The following is a 15,930-nucleotide window of genomic DNA, read 5'->3' on the forward strand; positions in this document are numbered from 1 at the left end:
ACATGGAGCTGGGCCGAGACCTTCAGGGGCCGCTCGTCAGGCGGGGCGAGGCCGGTTACGAGGCCCTCAGGGCGGCCATGGTGTGGAACGGGCTCAAGCCGGAGCGGTTCCCCGACGTGATCGTCCAGGCCGCCTCCGAGCGGGACGTCCGGACGGCCGTCAGGTTCGCCCGCTCGGCCGGCCTGCGGGTCGCCGTGCGGTCGGGCGGCCACAACTGGGTGGGCTCCTCGGTACGCGACGGCGGCCTGCTCATCGACCTGTCCCGGCTCGACGCGTGCGCCGTCGACACCACCTCGGCCACGGCGAGCGCGCAGTCCGCCGTCAGAGGCCGCGAACTGGCCGCCGCGCTCGCCGGGCACGGGCTGGCCTTCCCCTTCGGGCACTGCGGCTCCGTCGCGATCGGCGGCTACCTGCTGAGCGGCGGGCTCGGCTGGAACCCCGGAGTGTGGGGGCCGGCCTGCCTGAGCGTCGCGGAGATCGAGGCCGTGACGGCCTCCGGCGAGGTGGTCCGGTGCGATGAGGACGAGAACGCCGACCTCTTCTGGGCGGCGCGCGGAGCCGGGCCCGGGTTCTTCGCGATCGTCACCCGGTTCCGGCTGCGCCTGAGCCGGCTCCCGGCGGCGATCACCACCAGCGCCTACGCCTTCCCGCTCCCTGACGTGGCGGACGTGACGTCCTGGGCCGTCGAGGTCGCGGCGGCGCTCCCCCCGGCGGTCGAGCTGAGCCTCACGCTCGGCACGGCCCCGCAGGAGCCAGGGACGAAGGCGGTCGTCGTCACGGCCGTCTGCTTCGCCGACTCCGCGGACGAGACGGCCCGATCGCTCGCGGCCTTCCGCGCGTGCCCCCTCGCCGGGCGCGCCCTGACCCGCTCGGACGGGCGACCGGCCACCTTCGGCACCCTGTTCGACGGCTCCGACGCGCTCTGGCCGGAGCACCACCGCGTCGCGGCCGACACCCTCTGGTCGACGCGGGACCTCGGCGCGCTGCTGCCGCCGCTCGCGGACGACGTCGCCGCGGCTCCGTCCGGCAAGTCACTCGTGCTGGCGAACATCGCGCCCGCGCCGCCCGGCGGCGCCGCGGACCTGGCCTTCTCGATGCTGGGCCGCAGCTACGTCGTCGGTTACGCGATCTGGCAGGACCCCGCGCACGACCAGGCCAACACCCGCTGGTTGCGCGCGACGATGGACAGGGCCGCGCCGCAGTCGGCCGGGCACTACATCGCGGAGGCCGACCTGCCGGCCGCCGCGTCCCGGAGCCGGCGGTCGTTCACGCCCGAGACGTGGGAGCGCCTGCGGGCGGTGCGAGCGCGGTGGGATCCCGAAGGCGTCTTCCAGCCCTACCTGGAAGCATGACGGGGGCCGCCGCCGCGACAGATGCGGACACCATCCGTCCGCATGGGGAGGCAGGCTGGCGGCATGTCGGACACCACCGCACGCGCGCTCGCCCTCCTCAACCTGCTGCAGACGCATCGGCACTGGACGGGCCAGGAACTGGCGGAGCGGCTCGGCGTCTCGCGGCGCACGTTGCGCCGCGACGTCGAACGCCTGCGTGACCTCGGCTACCGGATCGGGTCGGCTCCGGGGCTCGCGGGCGGTTACCGTCTCGAACCCGGCGGTGTGGTGCCCCCGTTGCTGCTCACCGACGACGAGGCCGTCGCCATGGCCGCGGGGCTGCGGCTGGCGGCGACGCGGCGTCTCACCGACGGCACGGACACGACGATCCGGGCGCTCACCAAGCTCGAACGCGTCCTGCCCGCCCCGCTGCGCGAACGGGTCAACGCGCTCGCCGCCGCGGTGCGTCCGGCCCTGGCCAGGCCCGGGGCCGGCGTGTCCCCGTCCGTGCTGACCGAACTGGCGCTGGCCTGCCGGGATCACGAGCGGGTCCGCTTCACCCACGCCTCGCGCTCGGGGCCGTCGTCCCGCCAGGTCGAGCCGCACCACCTCGCGCCGTCGGAGCGGCACTGGTATCTGCTGTGCCGGGATCTCGACCGCGACGCCTGGCGCACGTTCCGCATCGACCGGATCACCGACGTACGGCCCACCGGGGTGTTCTTCGAGCCGCAGCCGCTCTCGCCCCGGCAGGTCGAGGAGTTCGTGGCCGTCGCGGCGTCGTGGGCCGGGCAGCCGGCCGAGGCGAGCGCGACGATCCGGATGCCGATCGGCCGGCTGCGGCAGCTCTTCGGCGAGTGGGCGCAGGGCGCCGCGCCCGCGGGCCCCGGCACCACCGTCTGGCAGGTCGGCGGCGCCGGCTTCCGCGAGACGATGTACGCGCTGTCGTGGCTCCCGGCCGGCGTCGCCTACACCGCCGACCTGCCGGAGCCCGCGCGCTCCGAGCTGCGCGAGGTGCTCGAACGGATGCTGCGCGCCCTGGAGACAGCGCCGGACGCACGGGCCGGGGCCGTCCCGCGACATGCGGACGGGAGGTGACCTCATCTGCTGCGAGCATGCGTGCACCGCTCATCAGGGAAGGAACACCATGACCGCACGACCCCACGTCCCGGCCGGCTCGAACACGGTGAACCCGTTCATCGTCACCGACGCGGCCGCCGAGGTGATCGACCTGCTCATCGACGTGTTCGGCGCGACCGACGTGCCGGAGGCCCGCACGCTCGACGAGGACGGGCTCATCCTGCACGCCGAACTCCGGCTCGGCGACTCGCTGCTCACCCTCGCCGACCGCAAGCCCGGCTGGCCGTTCACCCCCGCGCTCACCCGCGTCTACGTGGACGACATGGAGGCGACCCTCGCCCGCGCGCAGGCCCGCGGGGCGCGGATCGTCACCCGTCCGACCGACTTCTTCGGCGACACCCTCGCGCGGTTCCAGGACCGCTCGGGGAACCTCTGGTGGGTGTACCGCCACGATCCCGAGGCGGGTCAGGACTGGGCCGCCGAATCGTCACCGGACGCCGGCGACTGGACGAGCTTCGCCACGCCAGAACTCGACTACATCCACGAGTCCCTGGTGGACGCCATGCGCTCCCTCCGCGACCCGAAAACCCGGTGACGGCGGGCGCTCCGGTGGACCGTCGCCGCTGATCGTCCTCACGGGACGGCAATGGTCACACAGCCTTCTGGGACAGGTCGTGTGACCATTGCCGTCCCGGTGTCGTCTGCATGTGACATGACATCCGAAACCGGTCGGGGGGCGACATCATCGAGGAGCTGTACCGCGAGCACTGGCCGCTCGTGTGCGGGTTCCTGCTGCGCAGGACCCGCGATCCGCACCTCGCCGAGGACCTGGCGCAGGAGACGTTCGTCAAGGCGACCAGGGCGCTGCTCGGCTGGCGCGGCGAGAACGCGGCGGCGTGGCTGCTCACGATCGCGCGCAACGTCCTGGTGGACCACGTACGCAGGAGCCGCCACGAGCCGGCCCTCCCGAACCCCGACGAGTTGGGCGTCCCGCCGCTGCACGTGGAGTCGCTGGACGTGCGCGACACGCTGGAGCGGCTGCCCGAACCGCAGCGCCGGCTGCTCACGCTGGTCTACTTCGAGGGTTTCTCGATGGTGGAGGTGGCCGCGATGACCGGCAGGTCACACAACTCGATCAAGACCGCGGTGTGGCGCGCGAGGGCCGCCTTCGCCGACCTTTACGGGGAGCAGAAATGAACATGCCCGATATTCCAGACCTGCCCGACTTCGACGACAAGCGCACCCGGCGTGCGGTCCGGCGGGGGCTGTTCAGGACGGTCGCCATCGTCCTGGCCGTACTGGCGTTGCTCGCGGTGGCCGCGACCGAGGGCTCGTCCCTGGTGCAGACCCGCGGTGACCGGGAACATCGCATGCAGGCCGTACTCGGCACCGCCGTCAAGATCTACAACCCGGCCTACACGGTGACGATCGACACCTGCTGCCGGACCACGCCGGTGTCGATGTCGTTCGACATGGCCGCGCGTCCCATCGGGCCTGTCGGGGCGTGGCCGGCCGGGAGCGAGTCGTACACGATCAGCCAGGACTTCTTCGGCCGCGTGGGACGCCTGCCGCTGGGCCACACCGCCAACACCAGGCTGTCCCAGTCCCTGTTCGACGTCGGCACCACGCTGGCGGCCAAGGACGAGGTGCGCGCGGTGCTGGCCCGGCTGCCCGCCGACCTCAGCGCACTGGCGGTGGTGGAGTTCGAGCAGCCGCTCGGCGAGGCCGACCTGAAGGCGTTCGTGAAGCGGTACCGCACCTGCGCCGAACGGGTCGTGTACGAGCGCAGACCCGGCTCCCTCCCGATCACCTGGGGCGACGACTATTGGACCGACGCGCTGGAGCCCGGCAAGGGCGGCGATGCGACCGATCGGGTGTGCGGCGGCCGCCTGCCGCAGTTCCGCGAGTGGGTCGGCCTGCTGCGTGACCACGACGACGCCAACCTGCGCTCCTTCGACCTGTCCCTGGACCGGCTGCGCAAGGCGGCCGCTGCCGGGCTAGCCCATGGCTTCGTGGACCAGCTCAACTCGGTCGGGGACCTGCGGGAACTGCTCAAGGACCCGAGGGTGCGCACGATCCGCCTGGCCGGCGTGGCGTTCGACCTGGACCGGCCGGACGACTGACACCCGTCCGACGGCGGCCTTGCGGACCTCTGTGGTGAGGTCCGTGAGGCTGACCATCCGGTCGCCGGTGAACGAGACCGGCGCGACGAAGCGACCCGCCCGCAGCGCCGCATCGGCCTCGCGAGCCGTTCTCCGCACCACACCAACCGCAACGAGCGCTGCTACCGTCTGCGGCGGCCTGATACGACAGTTCCGGCAGGATCTCGATTTCAACCCTGCGGTATGGGATCTGTCGGACAAGCGGCTGGTCCGGGTCACCGTGACCAGGTCCCTCGGCCGTCGCGCGCAGGTCACCACGATCCGCTGCTACGCCGACGACCCCGGCTCCGCCCTGCGCGGCCTGATGACGTGACGGCTCTCCCGGCACGTCATCAGGATCGGATCCGGGCGCACGCGCCGTCGGCTTCGCCGGGTGCGGCCTGGCCGGGCGCGGACGGGATCCAGGCCGCGATCTGGTCGCGGGCATGGCGGCACTCGGCGAAGTCGTGCGGGCAGGCGAGCGCGTGCTCGATCATGTCCTTGGCCGCCCGCGCCTTCGAGATGCGCCGCTCCAACTCGTCGAGGTGGCCGCGCAACAGGTCGCGGTGGGCCATCGGGCCGGCGCCGGACAGCAGCACCCGCAACTCCCCCAGCGTGAACCCGGCTTCCTTGCCCATCAGGATCAGCGCCACGCGTTCCAGGTCGGCCTGCCCGTAGCAGCGCTGTCCGCCCGAGCGCCGGGCGGGTTCCAGCAGGTCCATGCTCTCCCAGTGCCGCAGCACGTGGGTGGCCAGCCCGAACCGTTGCGCCAGTTCGCCGATGGCCAGTTCCTCGGTTGACTTCATGTGGACATTAACCGGCACCCTGACCGCATGATCAAGCCATCGATCGCGGTCACCCGCGTGGTCAACTCCCGCGTGCTCCTGGAGCACCTACGCCGGCCGGGTGTTCTTCGGCGGCGAGGTCGCCGAGGTCGCGCCGCCGGCCGCACCTCTTGAGGCGGGTCTTGCGTCAAAGCTCGGTCTAGAGGTAGAACCTTTTTACCCACGAGTTACGACATGATGCACTCTGGTAACAGTCATGCCGTTGGCTCAACTTCCGAGGGCGGCGCCTGCCGGACCTCGCCGGGGGAGGATGTGCACGTGATGTCGAGCAACCGGGCCGCGATGAGCCCGAGCTTCCAGCAGGTGAGTTCCGCGCGGATCTCGCGTCAGGTGGTGCAGCAGTTCCAGCAGATGATGCGGGACGGCGTGCTCAGCCAGGGCGACCGGCTGCCGTCGGAGCGGGAGCTGGCCGAGCAGTTCAGCGTCAGCCGCAACTCCGTACGGGAGGCGCTGCGCGAGCTGGACCTGCTGGGGCTGGTCGAGAGCAGGCACGGCGAGGGCACGTTCGTCCGGGTGCCGACTCCGTCCCAGTTGATGGCGCCGTTCCGGGCGGTGATCGAGCTGTCCACGCCCGCGGTCGACTCGGTGATGGAGTTCCGCATGGTGCTGGAACCGGGCGTCGCCGCGCTGGCGGCGACCAACCTCACCGAGGCGGGAGAGGCGCAACTGCGCGAGGCGCTGGAGGCGTTCGAGCGCGCGGTCACCGACGGCGGCCCGGTCGAGACGGTGGACGCGGACTTCCACCTCGCCGTCGCCAGGGCCACCGGCAACCCCGCGGTCATCTCCGTGCACAGCGGCGTCTACGAACTGCTGCACGGCCTGCGCAGCCGGCTCGGCCGCTCCAGCTACCACCCGCACGACCGGCTCGTCTCCGGGCACCGGGCGCTGTTCGACGCGATCGTCGCCCGTGATCCCGAGCGGGCGACCCGGGTCATGCGCGACCACCTGGGGGACGTCGCCGCGGACCTGGCCCTGGCCCGGGACTCGGAGGAGGCGGAGGGCACACCGTCCGCTCCCGGGGCCGCCGACTGACCATCCCGGGCGGCGGCCGGTCCGCCGCCCTAGCCATCAGAGGTAGAACCACTGATCCAGTCGCGCGCCGCGTGGCCGGAAAGGGGAGGACGAGGAGCACATGCCACAGGAGACCACCACCCGCGTCGTGATCGTGGGCGCCGGACCCGCCGGACTGACCCTCGGCAACCTGCTGCACGCCCGCGGCGAGCGGTGCGTCGTCATCGACAAGTTCGACCGTGCGCAACTGCTCGGCCGGGCCCGCGCCGGACTGCTCGAACACCGCACGGTCGCCACGATCGAACGGATGGGCCTGGCCAAGCGGCTCTTCGCGGAGGGCCACCGGCACACCGGCTGCGAGTTCCGCTCGGCGGGACGGCGCGACTACACCGACTTCGCCGAGTTGTACGAGGGCCGCTCCCACCACGTCTACCCCCAGCAGGAGGTGGTGGCCGACCTGCTCGCGGGCCTGGTGGACGCGGGCGGCGACGTCCGGCTCGGCGTGACGGCCGAGCGCGTCGGGACCGACGGCGACGGCGTCCTGGTGCACCTGTCGGACGGCACCACGGTACGCGGCGAGTTCCTGGCCGGCGCCGACGGCCAGCACGGCATCACCCGGACCGGTGTCCCGGAGGGCGCGGCCACCGAGTACGGGATGCGGCACGAGTTCCAGTGGCTCACGCTCCTCGCCTCGGCGCCGCCGTCGGCCGAGTGGACCATCTACGCCCAGCACGAGCGCGGGTTCGCCGGGCACCTGCTGCGCAGCGACACCGTCACCCGCTTCCACCTCCAGGTCCCCGTCGGTGACGACGTCGCGGCCTGGCCCGACGAGCGCATCTGGACCGAGCTGCGCGCCCGCCTCGCCCACCCCGGCTGGACCCTCAACGAGGGCCCGGTGATCAGCAAGAACATGCTGGACATGCGCAGCCGGGTGATCGAGCCGATGCGGTTCGGCCGGCTGTTCCTGCTCGGCGACGCCGCGCACATCATCAGCCCGTCCGGCGGCAAGGGCATGAACCTGGCGGTCGCCGACGCCGTGGAGCTGGACCGGGTGCTCGCCGAGTTCGACGCGGCGGGCGCCGACCCGTCCGTGCTCGACCGCTACAGCGAGCGCCGGCTGCCCGACATCTGGCGCGCGCAGGAGTTCAGCCACGCCCTGCTGCACATGATGCACACCTACGACCCCGCCGCCCCCGACGCGGCCTTCCGCCAGCGCCTGCAGCAGTCACGGCTGTGGCAGCTCACCCAGTCCGAGGCGTACGCGACGAGCTTCGCCCGCAGCTACATCGGGCCGCTCCCGATCACCGGCTGACCTGACCGCGTCCAAGGAGGAGACATGGACCAGAACCTGTTCAACGAGATCTGCCTGCGGCAGTTGACCCTGTCGGGAGTGCACGAGGGCGAGACGGTCGCGGTGCTGACCCGGGGGGACGACCGGGCCGCGTACGCGTCCGCGTTCATGTGGGCGGCGCAGCGACTGGGCGCGGCGACGTTCCACCTGCGGCTGCCCCCGCCGGCGTCGGCGTCCGGGGCGTGGGCCGTCGGCGACTCGGGGCTGGGGGCCAACCCGCTGGCGGTCGAGGCGCTGAAGAGCGTGGACCTGCTGGTGGACTGCACGTTCCTGCTGTTCAGCCCCGAGCAGTTCGCGATCCAGGCGGCCGGCACCCGCATTCTGACCGCCGTCGAGCCGCCCCCGCTGCTGGCCCGCCTGATGCCGACGAAGGAGCTGCGGGACCGGGTCGAGGTCGGCGCCGACCTGCTGGCCAAGGCCGGGACGATGCGGATCACCAGCCCGCACGGCACCGACGTCACTTACCGGCTTGGCGTCTACCCCACGATGAGCGAGTACGGCTACACCGACACGCCCGGCCGCTGGGACCACTGGCCCGCCGCGTTCGTGTTCACCGGCGGCGCCGACGACGGCGTGGACGGCAAGATCGTGCTCGCCCCCGGCGACGTGCTGCTGCCGTTCAACACCTACGTGCAGAGCCCGGTCGAGCTCACGATCGAGGCCGGGTTCATCCGCGACATCCGCGGCGCGGCCGGCACGCCGGGCCTCGACGCCGACCTCCTGGCGTCCTACATCGCGTCGTTCGACGACCCGCGCGGCTACGGCATGTCCCACGTCGGCTGGGGGCTCGACGAGCGGGCCCACTGGCACGGCCTGACCCAGTTCGGCGGCGGCATGGGCATGGAGCTGCGCTCCTTCTACGGCAACGTGATGTTCTCCATCGGCCCCAACAACGAGCTGGGCGGGCCCAACGACACCGCCTGCCACTTCGACATCCCCATGCGCGGCTGCTCGCTCCACCTCGACGACGAGCTGATCGTCGACGCCGGTGAGCTGACCGTCCCCGAGATGCGCCCCGCGGGCCGCAGGTGACGACCATGACGACCACGCCCCGCACCCATCACATCGGGATGATCGTGCCCAGCTCGAACCGCACGATGGAGACCGAGCTGCCCGCCATGCTGCGCGCCCGCGAGCAGGCCGACCCCGCCGACCGGTTCGTCTTCCACTCCGCCCGCGCGCGCATGCGGCACGTCACCCCGGACGAGCTGCGGGCGATGAACGCGCAGGCCGAGCGGGCCGCCGCCGAGCTGGCCGACGTCCGTCCCGACATCGTCACCACCGCGTGCCTCGTCGCGATCATGGCGCAGGGCCCCGGCTACCACTGCACCGCCGAGGACGCCATCTCCGCGGCGCTGCGCGCCGAGGGCTCGAACGCGCCCGTCATCTCCTCCGCCGGAGCGCTGCTGTCCGGCATCACCGCGCTCGGGGCCAGGCGGGTCGCGATCCTCACCCCCTACCTCAAGCCCCTCACCCAGGCCGTCGCCGACTACCTCCAGGACGCCGGGATCGAGGTCGTCGACACGTTGTCCCTGGAGGTCCCCGACAACCTCGCCGTCGCCCGGCTCGACCCGGCCGGCCTGCTGACCCGCTACCGCGACCTCGACCTGACCCGGGCCGACGCCCTCGTCCTGTCCGCGTGCGTGCAGATGCCCTCGCTGCCCGCCATCCAGGCCGTCGAGAACGAGGCGGGCATCCCCGTGCTGTCGGCCGCGACCGCCACCGTGCACCGCATCCTCACCACCCTCGGGCTCGACCCGCACGTCCCCGGCGCGGGCCGCCTGCTCGGCGGGGCGGCGGCGTGAGCGGCCTGCACGGGGCCGGGGTGGACGCGGTGTACTCGGCCGCCGGGTTCGGCGCCGCCGTCCCCCGGGGACGCCGTCCCGCGATCGTCGTCGTGGACCTCAGCCGCGGTTTCACCGAGGACCGCTTCCCCACCGGGGCCGACCTGTCCGGCGTGGTCGCGGCGACCGCCCGGCTGGTCGAGGCGGGCCGGGCCGCCCGGCTCACCACGGTCTTCACCACGATCGCCTACTCCCCCGCCGAGGCGGCCGGCGACGCGGTGGCCTGGCTGCGCAAGGCGCCCGGGATGCGCGCGCTGGCCGAGGGCGGCGAGGCGGCCTCGCTCGACCCGCGGCTGCCGGTGCGCGCGGCCGACCACGTCGTCGTCAAGAAGGGGGCGTCCGCGTTCTTCGGCACGGGGCTGGCGGCGACGCTGACGGCGGCGGGGTGCGACTCGGTGCTCGTCTGCGGAGCGACGACGAGCGGGTGCGTGCGCGCGACCGCCGTGGACGCCGTGCAGTCCGGGTTCGACACGCTCGTGGTGCGCGAGTGCGTCGGCGACCGCGCGGCGGGCCCGCACGACGCGGCCCTGTTCGACCTGCACGCCAAGTACGCCGACGTCGTCGGGCTGGACGAGGCGCTGGCGCACGTGACCGGGCTCGCCCCGGCGGAGGCTACGGCATGACCGGGGCCCGGACGTTGTCCCAGCAGGCCCTGGCCGACCTCGCCGACGTGCCCGCCACCGGGCGCTGGGTCCGCTCCGGCGGGCTGCGGCTGCACGCCCTCGACTACGGCGGGGACGGCGTGCCCGTCATCGTGCTGCCGGGGATCACCACCCCGGCGATCGGGATGGACTTCGTGGCCCGCCGCCTCACCGGCCCGGTACGCCCGATCGTCCTGGACGTGCGCGGACGCGGCCTGTCCGACGACGGGCCGGCCTCGACGCAGGCGTACGCGGACGACGTCGAGGCGGTCGCGGCCGATCTCGGGCTGGACCGGCCGGTGCTGCTCGGGCACTCGATGGGCGCCCGGATCGCCGCCGTCACGGCGGCGCGCGGCAGGCTGCCGACGCGCGGCACGCTGCTCGTCGATCCGCCGATGAGCGGGCCGGGGCGCGGGCCGTACCCCACCACGCTGGCGACGTTCCTGGACCAGCTCGGCCAGGCCCGGCGGGGCACGACGGCGGACGAGGTCGCCCGCTCGTGGCCGCGCTGGCCCCGGCGCGAGCAGGAGTTACGGGCGCGCTGGCTGGCGAGTTGCTCGGCCGACGCCGTCGCCGCCACCCACCTCGGATTCGAGAAGGAGGACTTCTTCGCCGTCTGGCCCGCGGTCCCCGCCCCGACGACGCTGCTGTACGGGGCGGACAGCCCGGTGGTCACGGCCGAGGGGGCGGCCGAGGCCGTCCGGGCACGTCCGGACGCCGCGGTCGTCGCCGTCCCCGGGGCCGGCCACATGGTCTTCTGGGACGTCCCGGAGGCGGCCCTGGAGGCGACGCGTCAGGCGCTGACGGCCCTGTGCGCCGGGCCCGTCAGCGGGACGGGTCCGCCGACCTGAGCAGCGCGACCACCCGCTCGCGCAGCAGCCGTAATGCCTGCCGCAGCTCGGTGATCTGCTGCTCCTCGGGCTCGCCGACGAGTTGTTCGGCGAGCCCGGTCATCCGCGCGCTCGCGTCCGTGAGCGAGGCGTGGCCGGCCTCGGTGAGGCTGAGGATGGACCGCCGTCCGTCCTCGGGGTCGCGCTCGCGGCGCAGCAGGCCGCGCTGCACGAGCAGGTCCACGCTCTGCGAGATCGACGCGAGGCTCATCGTGGCCTGCTCGTAGATCGCGGTCGCCGTGACCTGTCCCTGGTCGATGACCCGCAGCAGCCGGTACTGGCGGGAGGTCAGCGGAGGCTGCAGGGCCGCCAGTGTCTCGCTCTCCAGCCGTGCCACGAGGGCGGCCACGCCCAGTAGCTCTTCGCTGTCCATCCCCGTCATATCCGGTCCTTTCCTCGTGAACCCGCTTGTCACGCTGAGCGCCGATCTCAATCTAGAGAGAAACTTAAGCCCCTTGACTACTTCTTGTCCCGACCGTAACGTCCATTTCGCCACCGGACATTTCGTACCTGGCCGAAACCGGCCAGAGGAAGGTGCAGCCATGCGTTTGCCCATGCCTGCCGAACCGCTGGACATCCCCGCCGCCTGGCTGGGCCGCGACATCCAAGACCAGCCCGAGCAGTGGTCCTACGAGTTCACCGAGCGCGACGTGGCCGAGCTGCTCGCCGCGACGGAGCACATCACCGAGCTCGGAGTGGACCTGACCGGCATCAACCCGCGGAACTTCCGCCTCGCCGGCCTCGGCCCGACGCTCAAGGCGGCGGCGCTGCAACTCAGCCAGGGCCTCGGCGTCGTGCTGCTGCGCGGGCTGCCGATTGCCGAGCTGCCCATCGACGTCGTCGAGAAGATGTACTTCGGCCTCTCCACCCACCTCGGAATTCCGGTCGCCCAAAATGCCAAGGGCGATCTGCTGGGCAACGTCAGGAACGAAGGGGCGAGCTACGGGCGGACGGTCCGCGCCTACCAGTCCAACGTCCCGCTCACCTACCACAACGACTCGACCGACATCGTCGGGCTGGCCTGCGTGCGCCCGGCGAAGAGCGGCGGGCTCAGCCGCGTCATCAGCGCGGTCACCCTGCACAACACGCTCATGCGGGAGGCCCCCGACGCGCTGCGGACCCTCTACGACGAGCCGAGCTACTTCAGTTGGAAGGGCGAGGAGCCCCCCGGCCAGCACCCCTACTACTGGGCGCGGGTCTTCAGCTACTACCAGGGCCAGCTCACCACCTGCTACTCCAACCGGCTCATCCTCGAGACGCAGAAGCACTACTCCGACGTGCCGCCGATGTCGGACGCGCACCGCGCCGCGCTCGAGACCGTCGAGGAGATCGCGGCCCGCCCGGAGATGTGCCTCGACATGGACTTCAAGCCCGGCGACATCCAGTTCCTGCACAACTTCCACGTCTGGCACAGCCGGACCGGCTTCGAGGACTACGAGGACCCTGCGCTGCGGCGGCACCTGCTGCGCGTCTGGCTCGCCGAGTACTCACCGCGTCAGGTCTCGGTCGCCAGCACCAACCGCACCGAGCAGCTCGCCGAGCACGGCCGGCTCCCCCGCCGCCGCGTCTTCGACGTTCCCGCCTTCGCGGAGTAAAGGGCGATCCCCCGTGACCACCAGCTACCCGCCCGGCGTCGTCGGGCCGAAGGATGTGGCGACCGGCCGGCAGGCGATGGTGTCGAGCCAGAACGTCGCCGTCACCGACCTGATGCTCGACGTGCTCCGCCAGGGCGGGAACGCGGTCGACGCCGCGATCGCCGGCTCGATGCTCCAGGCGACGGTCTCGCAGGAGATGACCAACCACGCCGGCACGGTCACGGTGCTGTTCTACGAGGCGGCCACCGGCCAGGTGCACGAGCTGAACAGTTGCGGGACGATCGTGCCGGACCTGCCGCCGTTCCGGCAGGTGCCGGTCGGCCGGGGGTTCTACGCCGTGCCGCCGGGGCCGTTCGCGGTCGTCCCGGGGTTCATGCCGGGCGTCAAGGAGCTCTACTCGCGCTTCGGCACGCGGCCGTGGGCCTCGCTGGTCGAGCCCGCGGCGGCGGCGGCCCGCGAGGGGCACGTCGTCTCCTCCTTCGAGCACTACGTCGCCGCCGACATGCACCCGTACTTCTCCTTCACCCCGTCCGGGCGACGGCACTTCGCGCCCGGCGGACGGGTGCCGCAGGTCGGCGAGCGGTGGGCCAAGCCCGAACTGGCCGTCACGCTCGACCGCCTGGCGAAGGAGGGCCCGGACGACTTCCTCACCGGGCAGTGGGCCCGCGACTTCGTGACCAGGGCGAACGAGGTGGGCTGGCACATCACCCTGGCCCACATGACCGCCGTCCCGCCCCGGTGGGGCGAGGGCACCCGCTTCCGGCACGGCGAGCACGAGATCGTGCAACTGTCGCCGCCGCAGATGCAGGCCCTGTTCTGCGGCATCGTGCTGGGGATCCTGCGCGAGCTGGACGTCGCGGGGATGGGGCACTACGCCGAGTCGGCCGAGTCGGCCTACTACCTCGCCCACGCGCTGCGCCGGGCGAAGATCGACATCGGGCACGTCAACGACCCCCGCGTCTTCGAGGACCCCACCGAGGTCCTGCTGGACCCGGACTACCACCGCACGCTGGCCCGCCTGCTGCGCCGCAGCAGGCCACGGACGAACCTCAGCGGGCACATCGAGGTCACCTCCGGGCCCGCGCACCTGCTCGCGCCCTACACCGCGCCCGAGTACACCGACAGTTGCGAGATCAGCGTCGTCGATCCCCACGGCAACTGGTTGCAGATGATGAACACGATGTCCTGCAGCGGGATCCCCGGCGAGGTGGTCGGCGGGGTGCCGATGACCGGCTGCCAGGGCACGACCAGCCTGAACGCCGCGCACAACATCAGCGGCTGGTTCACCGGCGGCGGGCACGTGCGCTCCGTCATCGGCAACACGCTGGTGCTGAAGGACGGCGCCCCGGTGCTCGCCCTCGGCACCCCGGGCAAGGTGGACGCGACGATCCCGCAGGTGCTGTCGAACATCCTCGACTTCGGCATGTCGCCGGAGCAGGCCGAGGCGGCGCCGCTGATGATGCCGCTCGGCGACGACTACTCGCTGCGGGTGGAGAGCCGGCTGCCCGACGACGTCGTCGGCGGTCTGCACGCGCTCGGCATCCGGGTCGATCCCCTGGACGCCTTCAACTGGCACATGGGCTCGTTCGAGATGTCGTGGACCGACGCCGACGGGACGTTGCACGGCAGCTCGGGCCGGCGCAGGGAGGGCAAGTCGGCCGGCTTTTGAGACGTTCAGAGGTAGAACCTTTTAACCATTTACTAACACGAGGACGCCCGGCTGACACATCCGCGGCGTTGACTAGGCGAAACGCCGCAAAAGCGGGCGAAACACCCCCAAGGACGGGCCCGGCACAGCCGGAGCACCCCACGGGCGGCGGACCGTCCGGCGCGGCGGAGGCGAAAGGTGTGGAACACATGACAGCGACCCGCAATCCGCGCGGGACGGAAATGCGCCTGGGACTGTTCCTGGGCCGATCCGACGGCTTCTGCGAGTGGCTCAGCCCGCACAGCCGGGCGGAGGAGCACCACCGGCTCGCCTACAGCCGCGACCTGGCCGCCCTCGCCGAGCGCGGCCGGTTCGACCTGGTCTTCCGGGCCGACGGGCTGGAGATCAACCCGTCGAAGCTGGGCCGCAAGGCGACGTTCGGACTGGAACCGATCGTGCACCTGGCCGCCCTGGCCGGCGTCACCGAACACGTCGGCCTGGTCGGCACACTCAACACGACGTTCAGCGATCCGTACATCACCGCCCGCCAGTTCGCCACGCTCGACCACCTCAGCGGCGGGCGAGCCGGCTGGAACATGGTGACCACCCCCGGCTCGGTGAAGAACTTCACGAACAAGGAGGTGCTCGCCCACAACATCGCCTACGACCGGGCCGAGGAGTTCGTGCGGCTGGCCGAGGCGCTGTGGACGAGCTGGGACGCCGACGCGCTGGCGATCGACCGCACGGCGCAGGTCTACGCCGACGGCTCGAAGGTGCGCCCGGTGCACCACCGCGGCACGTACTTCGACGTCGAGGGCCCGCTGAACATCCCGCGCAGCCCGCAGGGCCGCCCGCTGCTCGCCCAGGCCGGGATCTCCCCCGTCGGCAAGGACTTCGGGGCCAGGCACGCCGACATCATCTACACGGTCGCCTTCCGCAAGGACGTCGCCCGGTCCTACTACGACGACTTCCGCTCGCGGGTGGTCGCCGCCGGCCGCGACCCGGAGCACGTACTGATCATGCCCGGCGTCAAGGTCTACGTGGCGCCGACCCGCGCCGAGGCGGTCGAGATGTACCACGACCTGGCCCGCGGCATCGACGTGCCGACCGGGCTCGTCCAGACCGCGGACGCCATGGGCGGAGTGGACCTGTCCGGGCTCGACCTGGACGACAAGGTGCCGGTCGAGCGGCTCGACGCGATCGGCGGCAGCCAGGGCCAGCGCGGCCGGCCCGCGATGCTGCGCGGGCTGGCCCGCGACGAGGGCCACACCGTGCGCCAGTTGATGGAGCTGGTGCTGAGCACCGCCGGCCACGGCTCCATCGTCGGCTCGCCCGCCGACGTCGCGGACCACTTCGCCGACTGGTTCGACGACCACGCCGCCGACGGCTTCAACATCCTGCCCTCCAACGAGCCGGACGGCGTGCGGGTGTTCGTCGACGAGGTCGTCCCGATCCTGCAGGAGCGCGGCTACGTCAAGACCGAGTACCGGGAGGGGACGCTCCGGGACAAGCTCGGGCTCCCGCCCGCGTACCCGGCCTGACCGGCCCCCAGACCC

17 protein-coding genes are annotated in these 15,930 nt (G+C 72.3%); 15 read left to right on the forward strand and 2 right to left on the reverse strand.

Annotation, left to right across the window (positions count from 1 at the left end):
- Window positions 1-2 precede the first annotated feature (2 nt).
- From FAF44_RS22050 to FAF44_RS22075, 6 genes are all read left to right on the forward strand, one after another.
- Entirely contained in the window at window positions 3-1,352 is a 1,350-nt protein-coding gene (locus FAF44_RS22050; protein WP_237105119.1) for an FAD-binding oxidoreductase, read from the forward strand.
- 63 nt (window positions 1,353-1,415) lie between these two features.
- Window positions 1,416-2,426 carry a YafY family protein gene (locus FAF44_RS22055; RefSeq protein ID WP_237105120.1) on the forward strand — a complete coding sequence of 337 codons (1,011 nt, stop codon included), beginning with the start codon at window positions 1,416-1,418 and terminating at the stop codon, window positions 2,424-2,426.
- Between the two features lie 49 nt (window positions 2,427-2,475).
- Window positions 2,476-3,003, forward strand: a complete 528-nt coding sequence (locus FAF44_RS22060; protein WP_237105121.1) for a glyoxalase/bleomycin resistance/extradiol dioxygenase family protein — start codon at window positions 2,476-2,478, stop codon at window positions 3,001-3,003.
- 158 nt (window positions 3,004-3,161) lie between these two features.
- Window positions 3,162-3,605, forward strand: a complete 444-nt coding sequence (locus tag FAF44_RS22065; RefSeq protein WP_272894845.1) for an RNA polymerase sigma factor — start codon at window positions 3,162-3,164, stop codon at window positions 3,603-3,605.
- Window positions 3,602-4,531, forward strand: a complete 930-nt coding sequence (locus tag FAF44_RS22070; protein WP_237105123.1) for a hypothetical protein — start codon at window positions 3,602-3,604, stop codon at window positions 4,529-4,531. Before FAF44_RS22065 ends, FAF44_RS22070 begins: the two co-directional genes overlap by 4 nt.
- 43 nt (window positions 4,532-4,574) lie before the next feature.
- Window positions 4,575-4,883, forward strand: coding sequence for a hypothetical protein (locus tag FAF44_RS22075; protein WP_237105124.1), 309 nt, complete (start codon window positions 4,575-4,577; stop codon window positions 4,881-4,883).
- A 19-nt stretch (window positions 4,884-4,902) separates the two neighbouring features.
- Here the strand turns inward: FAF44_RS22075 and FAF44_RS22080 are convergent, their stop codons facing one another.
- A complete protein-coding gene (locus FAF44_RS22080) occupies window positions 4,903-5,355 on the reverse strand; it encodes a MerR family transcriptional regulator (protein ID WP_237105125.1) in 453 nt (150 codons plus the stop codon).
- 300 nt (window positions 5,356-5,655) lie between these two features.
- On the opposite strand from FAF44_RS22080, the gene FAF44_RS22085 reads away from it, so the two are divergent.
- The 6 genes from FAF44_RS22085 (at window position 5,656) to FAF44_RS22110 (ending at window position 11,092) form a co-directional block, all read left to right on the forward strand.
- Window positions 5,656-6,426 (forward strand): FadR/GntR family transcriptional regulator, encoded by a 771-nt coding sequence (locus FAF44_RS22085; RefSeq protein WP_237105135.1) that lies wholly within the window; start codon window positions 5,656-5,658, stop codon window positions 6,424-6,426.
- A 100-nt stretch (window positions 6,427-6,526) separates the two neighbouring features.
- On the forward strand, window positions 6,527-7,717 hold the full coding sequence (locus tag FAF44_RS22090; RefSeq protein WP_237105126.1) for a 4-hydroxybenzoate 3-monooxygenase: 1,191 nt from the start codon (window positions 6,527-6,529) through the stop codon (window positions 7,715-7,717).
- Window positions 7,718-7,741: 24 nt separating this feature from the next.
- On the forward strand, window positions 7,742-8,788 hold the full coding sequence (locus FAF44_RS22095) for a leucyl aminopeptidase (RefSeq protein ID WP_237105127.1): 1,047 nt from the start codon (window positions 7,742-7,744) through the stop codon (window positions 8,786-8,788).
- A gap of 5 nt (window positions 8,789-8,793) precedes the next feature.
- Window positions 8,794-9,561 (forward strand): Asp/Glu racemase, encoded by a 768-nt coding sequence (locus tag FAF44_RS22100; RefSeq protein ID WP_272894839.1) that lies wholly within the window; start codon window positions 8,794-8,796, stop codon window positions 9,559-9,561.
- Window positions 9,558-10,223: an isochorismatase family protein gene (locus FAF44_RS22105; protein ID WP_237105128.1), complete on the forward strand. Its 666-nt coding sequence runs from the start codon at window positions 9,558-9,560 to the stop codon at window positions 10,221-10,223. The genes FAF44_RS22100 and FAF44_RS22105 overlap by 4 nt, the downstream gene beginning before the upstream one ends.
- Window positions 10,220-11,092 carry an alpha/beta fold hydrolase gene (locus FAF44_RS22110; RefSeq protein ID WP_237105129.1) on the forward strand — a complete coding sequence of 291 codons (873 nt, stop codon included), beginning with the start codon at window positions 10,220-10,222 and terminating at the stop codon, window positions 11,090-11,092. Before FAF44_RS22105 ends, FAF44_RS22110 begins: the two co-directional genes overlap by 4 nt.
- On the opposite strand, the gene FAF44_RS22115 is transcribed toward FAF44_RS22110, so the two are convergent.
- Window positions 11,067-11,513 carry a MarR family winged helix-turn-helix transcriptional regulator gene (locus FAF44_RS22115; RefSeq protein WP_237105130.1) on the reverse strand — a complete coding sequence of 149 codons (447 nt, stop codon included), beginning with the start codon at window positions 11,511-11,513 and terminating at the stop codon, window positions 11,067-11,069. The genes FAF44_RS22110 and FAF44_RS22115 overlap by 26 nt on opposite strands.
- 160 nt (window positions 11,514-11,673) lie before the next feature.
- Between FAF44_RS22115 and FAF44_RS22120 the strand changes: the two genes are divergently transcribed.
- From FAF44_RS22120 to FAF44_RS22130, 3 genes are all read left to right on the forward strand, one after another.
- On the forward strand, window positions 11,674-12,726 hold the full coding sequence (locus tag FAF44_RS22120) for a TauD/TfdA family dioxygenase (RefSeq protein WP_237105131.1): 1,053 nt from the start codon (window positions 11,674-11,676) through the stop codon (window positions 12,724-12,726).
- A gap of 13 nt (window positions 12,727-12,739) precedes the next feature.
- Window positions 12,740-14,395, forward strand: coding sequence for a gamma-glutamyltransferase (locus FAF44_RS22125; RefSeq protein WP_237105132.1), 1,656 nt, complete (start codon window positions 12,740-12,742; stop codon window positions 14,393-14,395).
- Window positions 14,396-14,583: 188 nt separating this feature from the next.
- A complete protein-coding gene (locus FAF44_RS22130) occupies window positions 14,584-15,915 on the forward strand; it encodes an NtaA/DmoA family FMN-dependent monooxygenase (RefSeq protein WP_237105133.1) in 1,332 nt (443 codons plus the stop codon).
- Window positions 15,916-15,930 lie beyond the last annotated feature (15 nt).

It is taken from the genome of Nonomuraea sp. MG754425, assembly GCF_021699195.1.
GTDB lineage: Bacteria > Actinomycetota > Actinomycetes > Streptosporangiales > Streptosporangiaceae > Nonomuraea.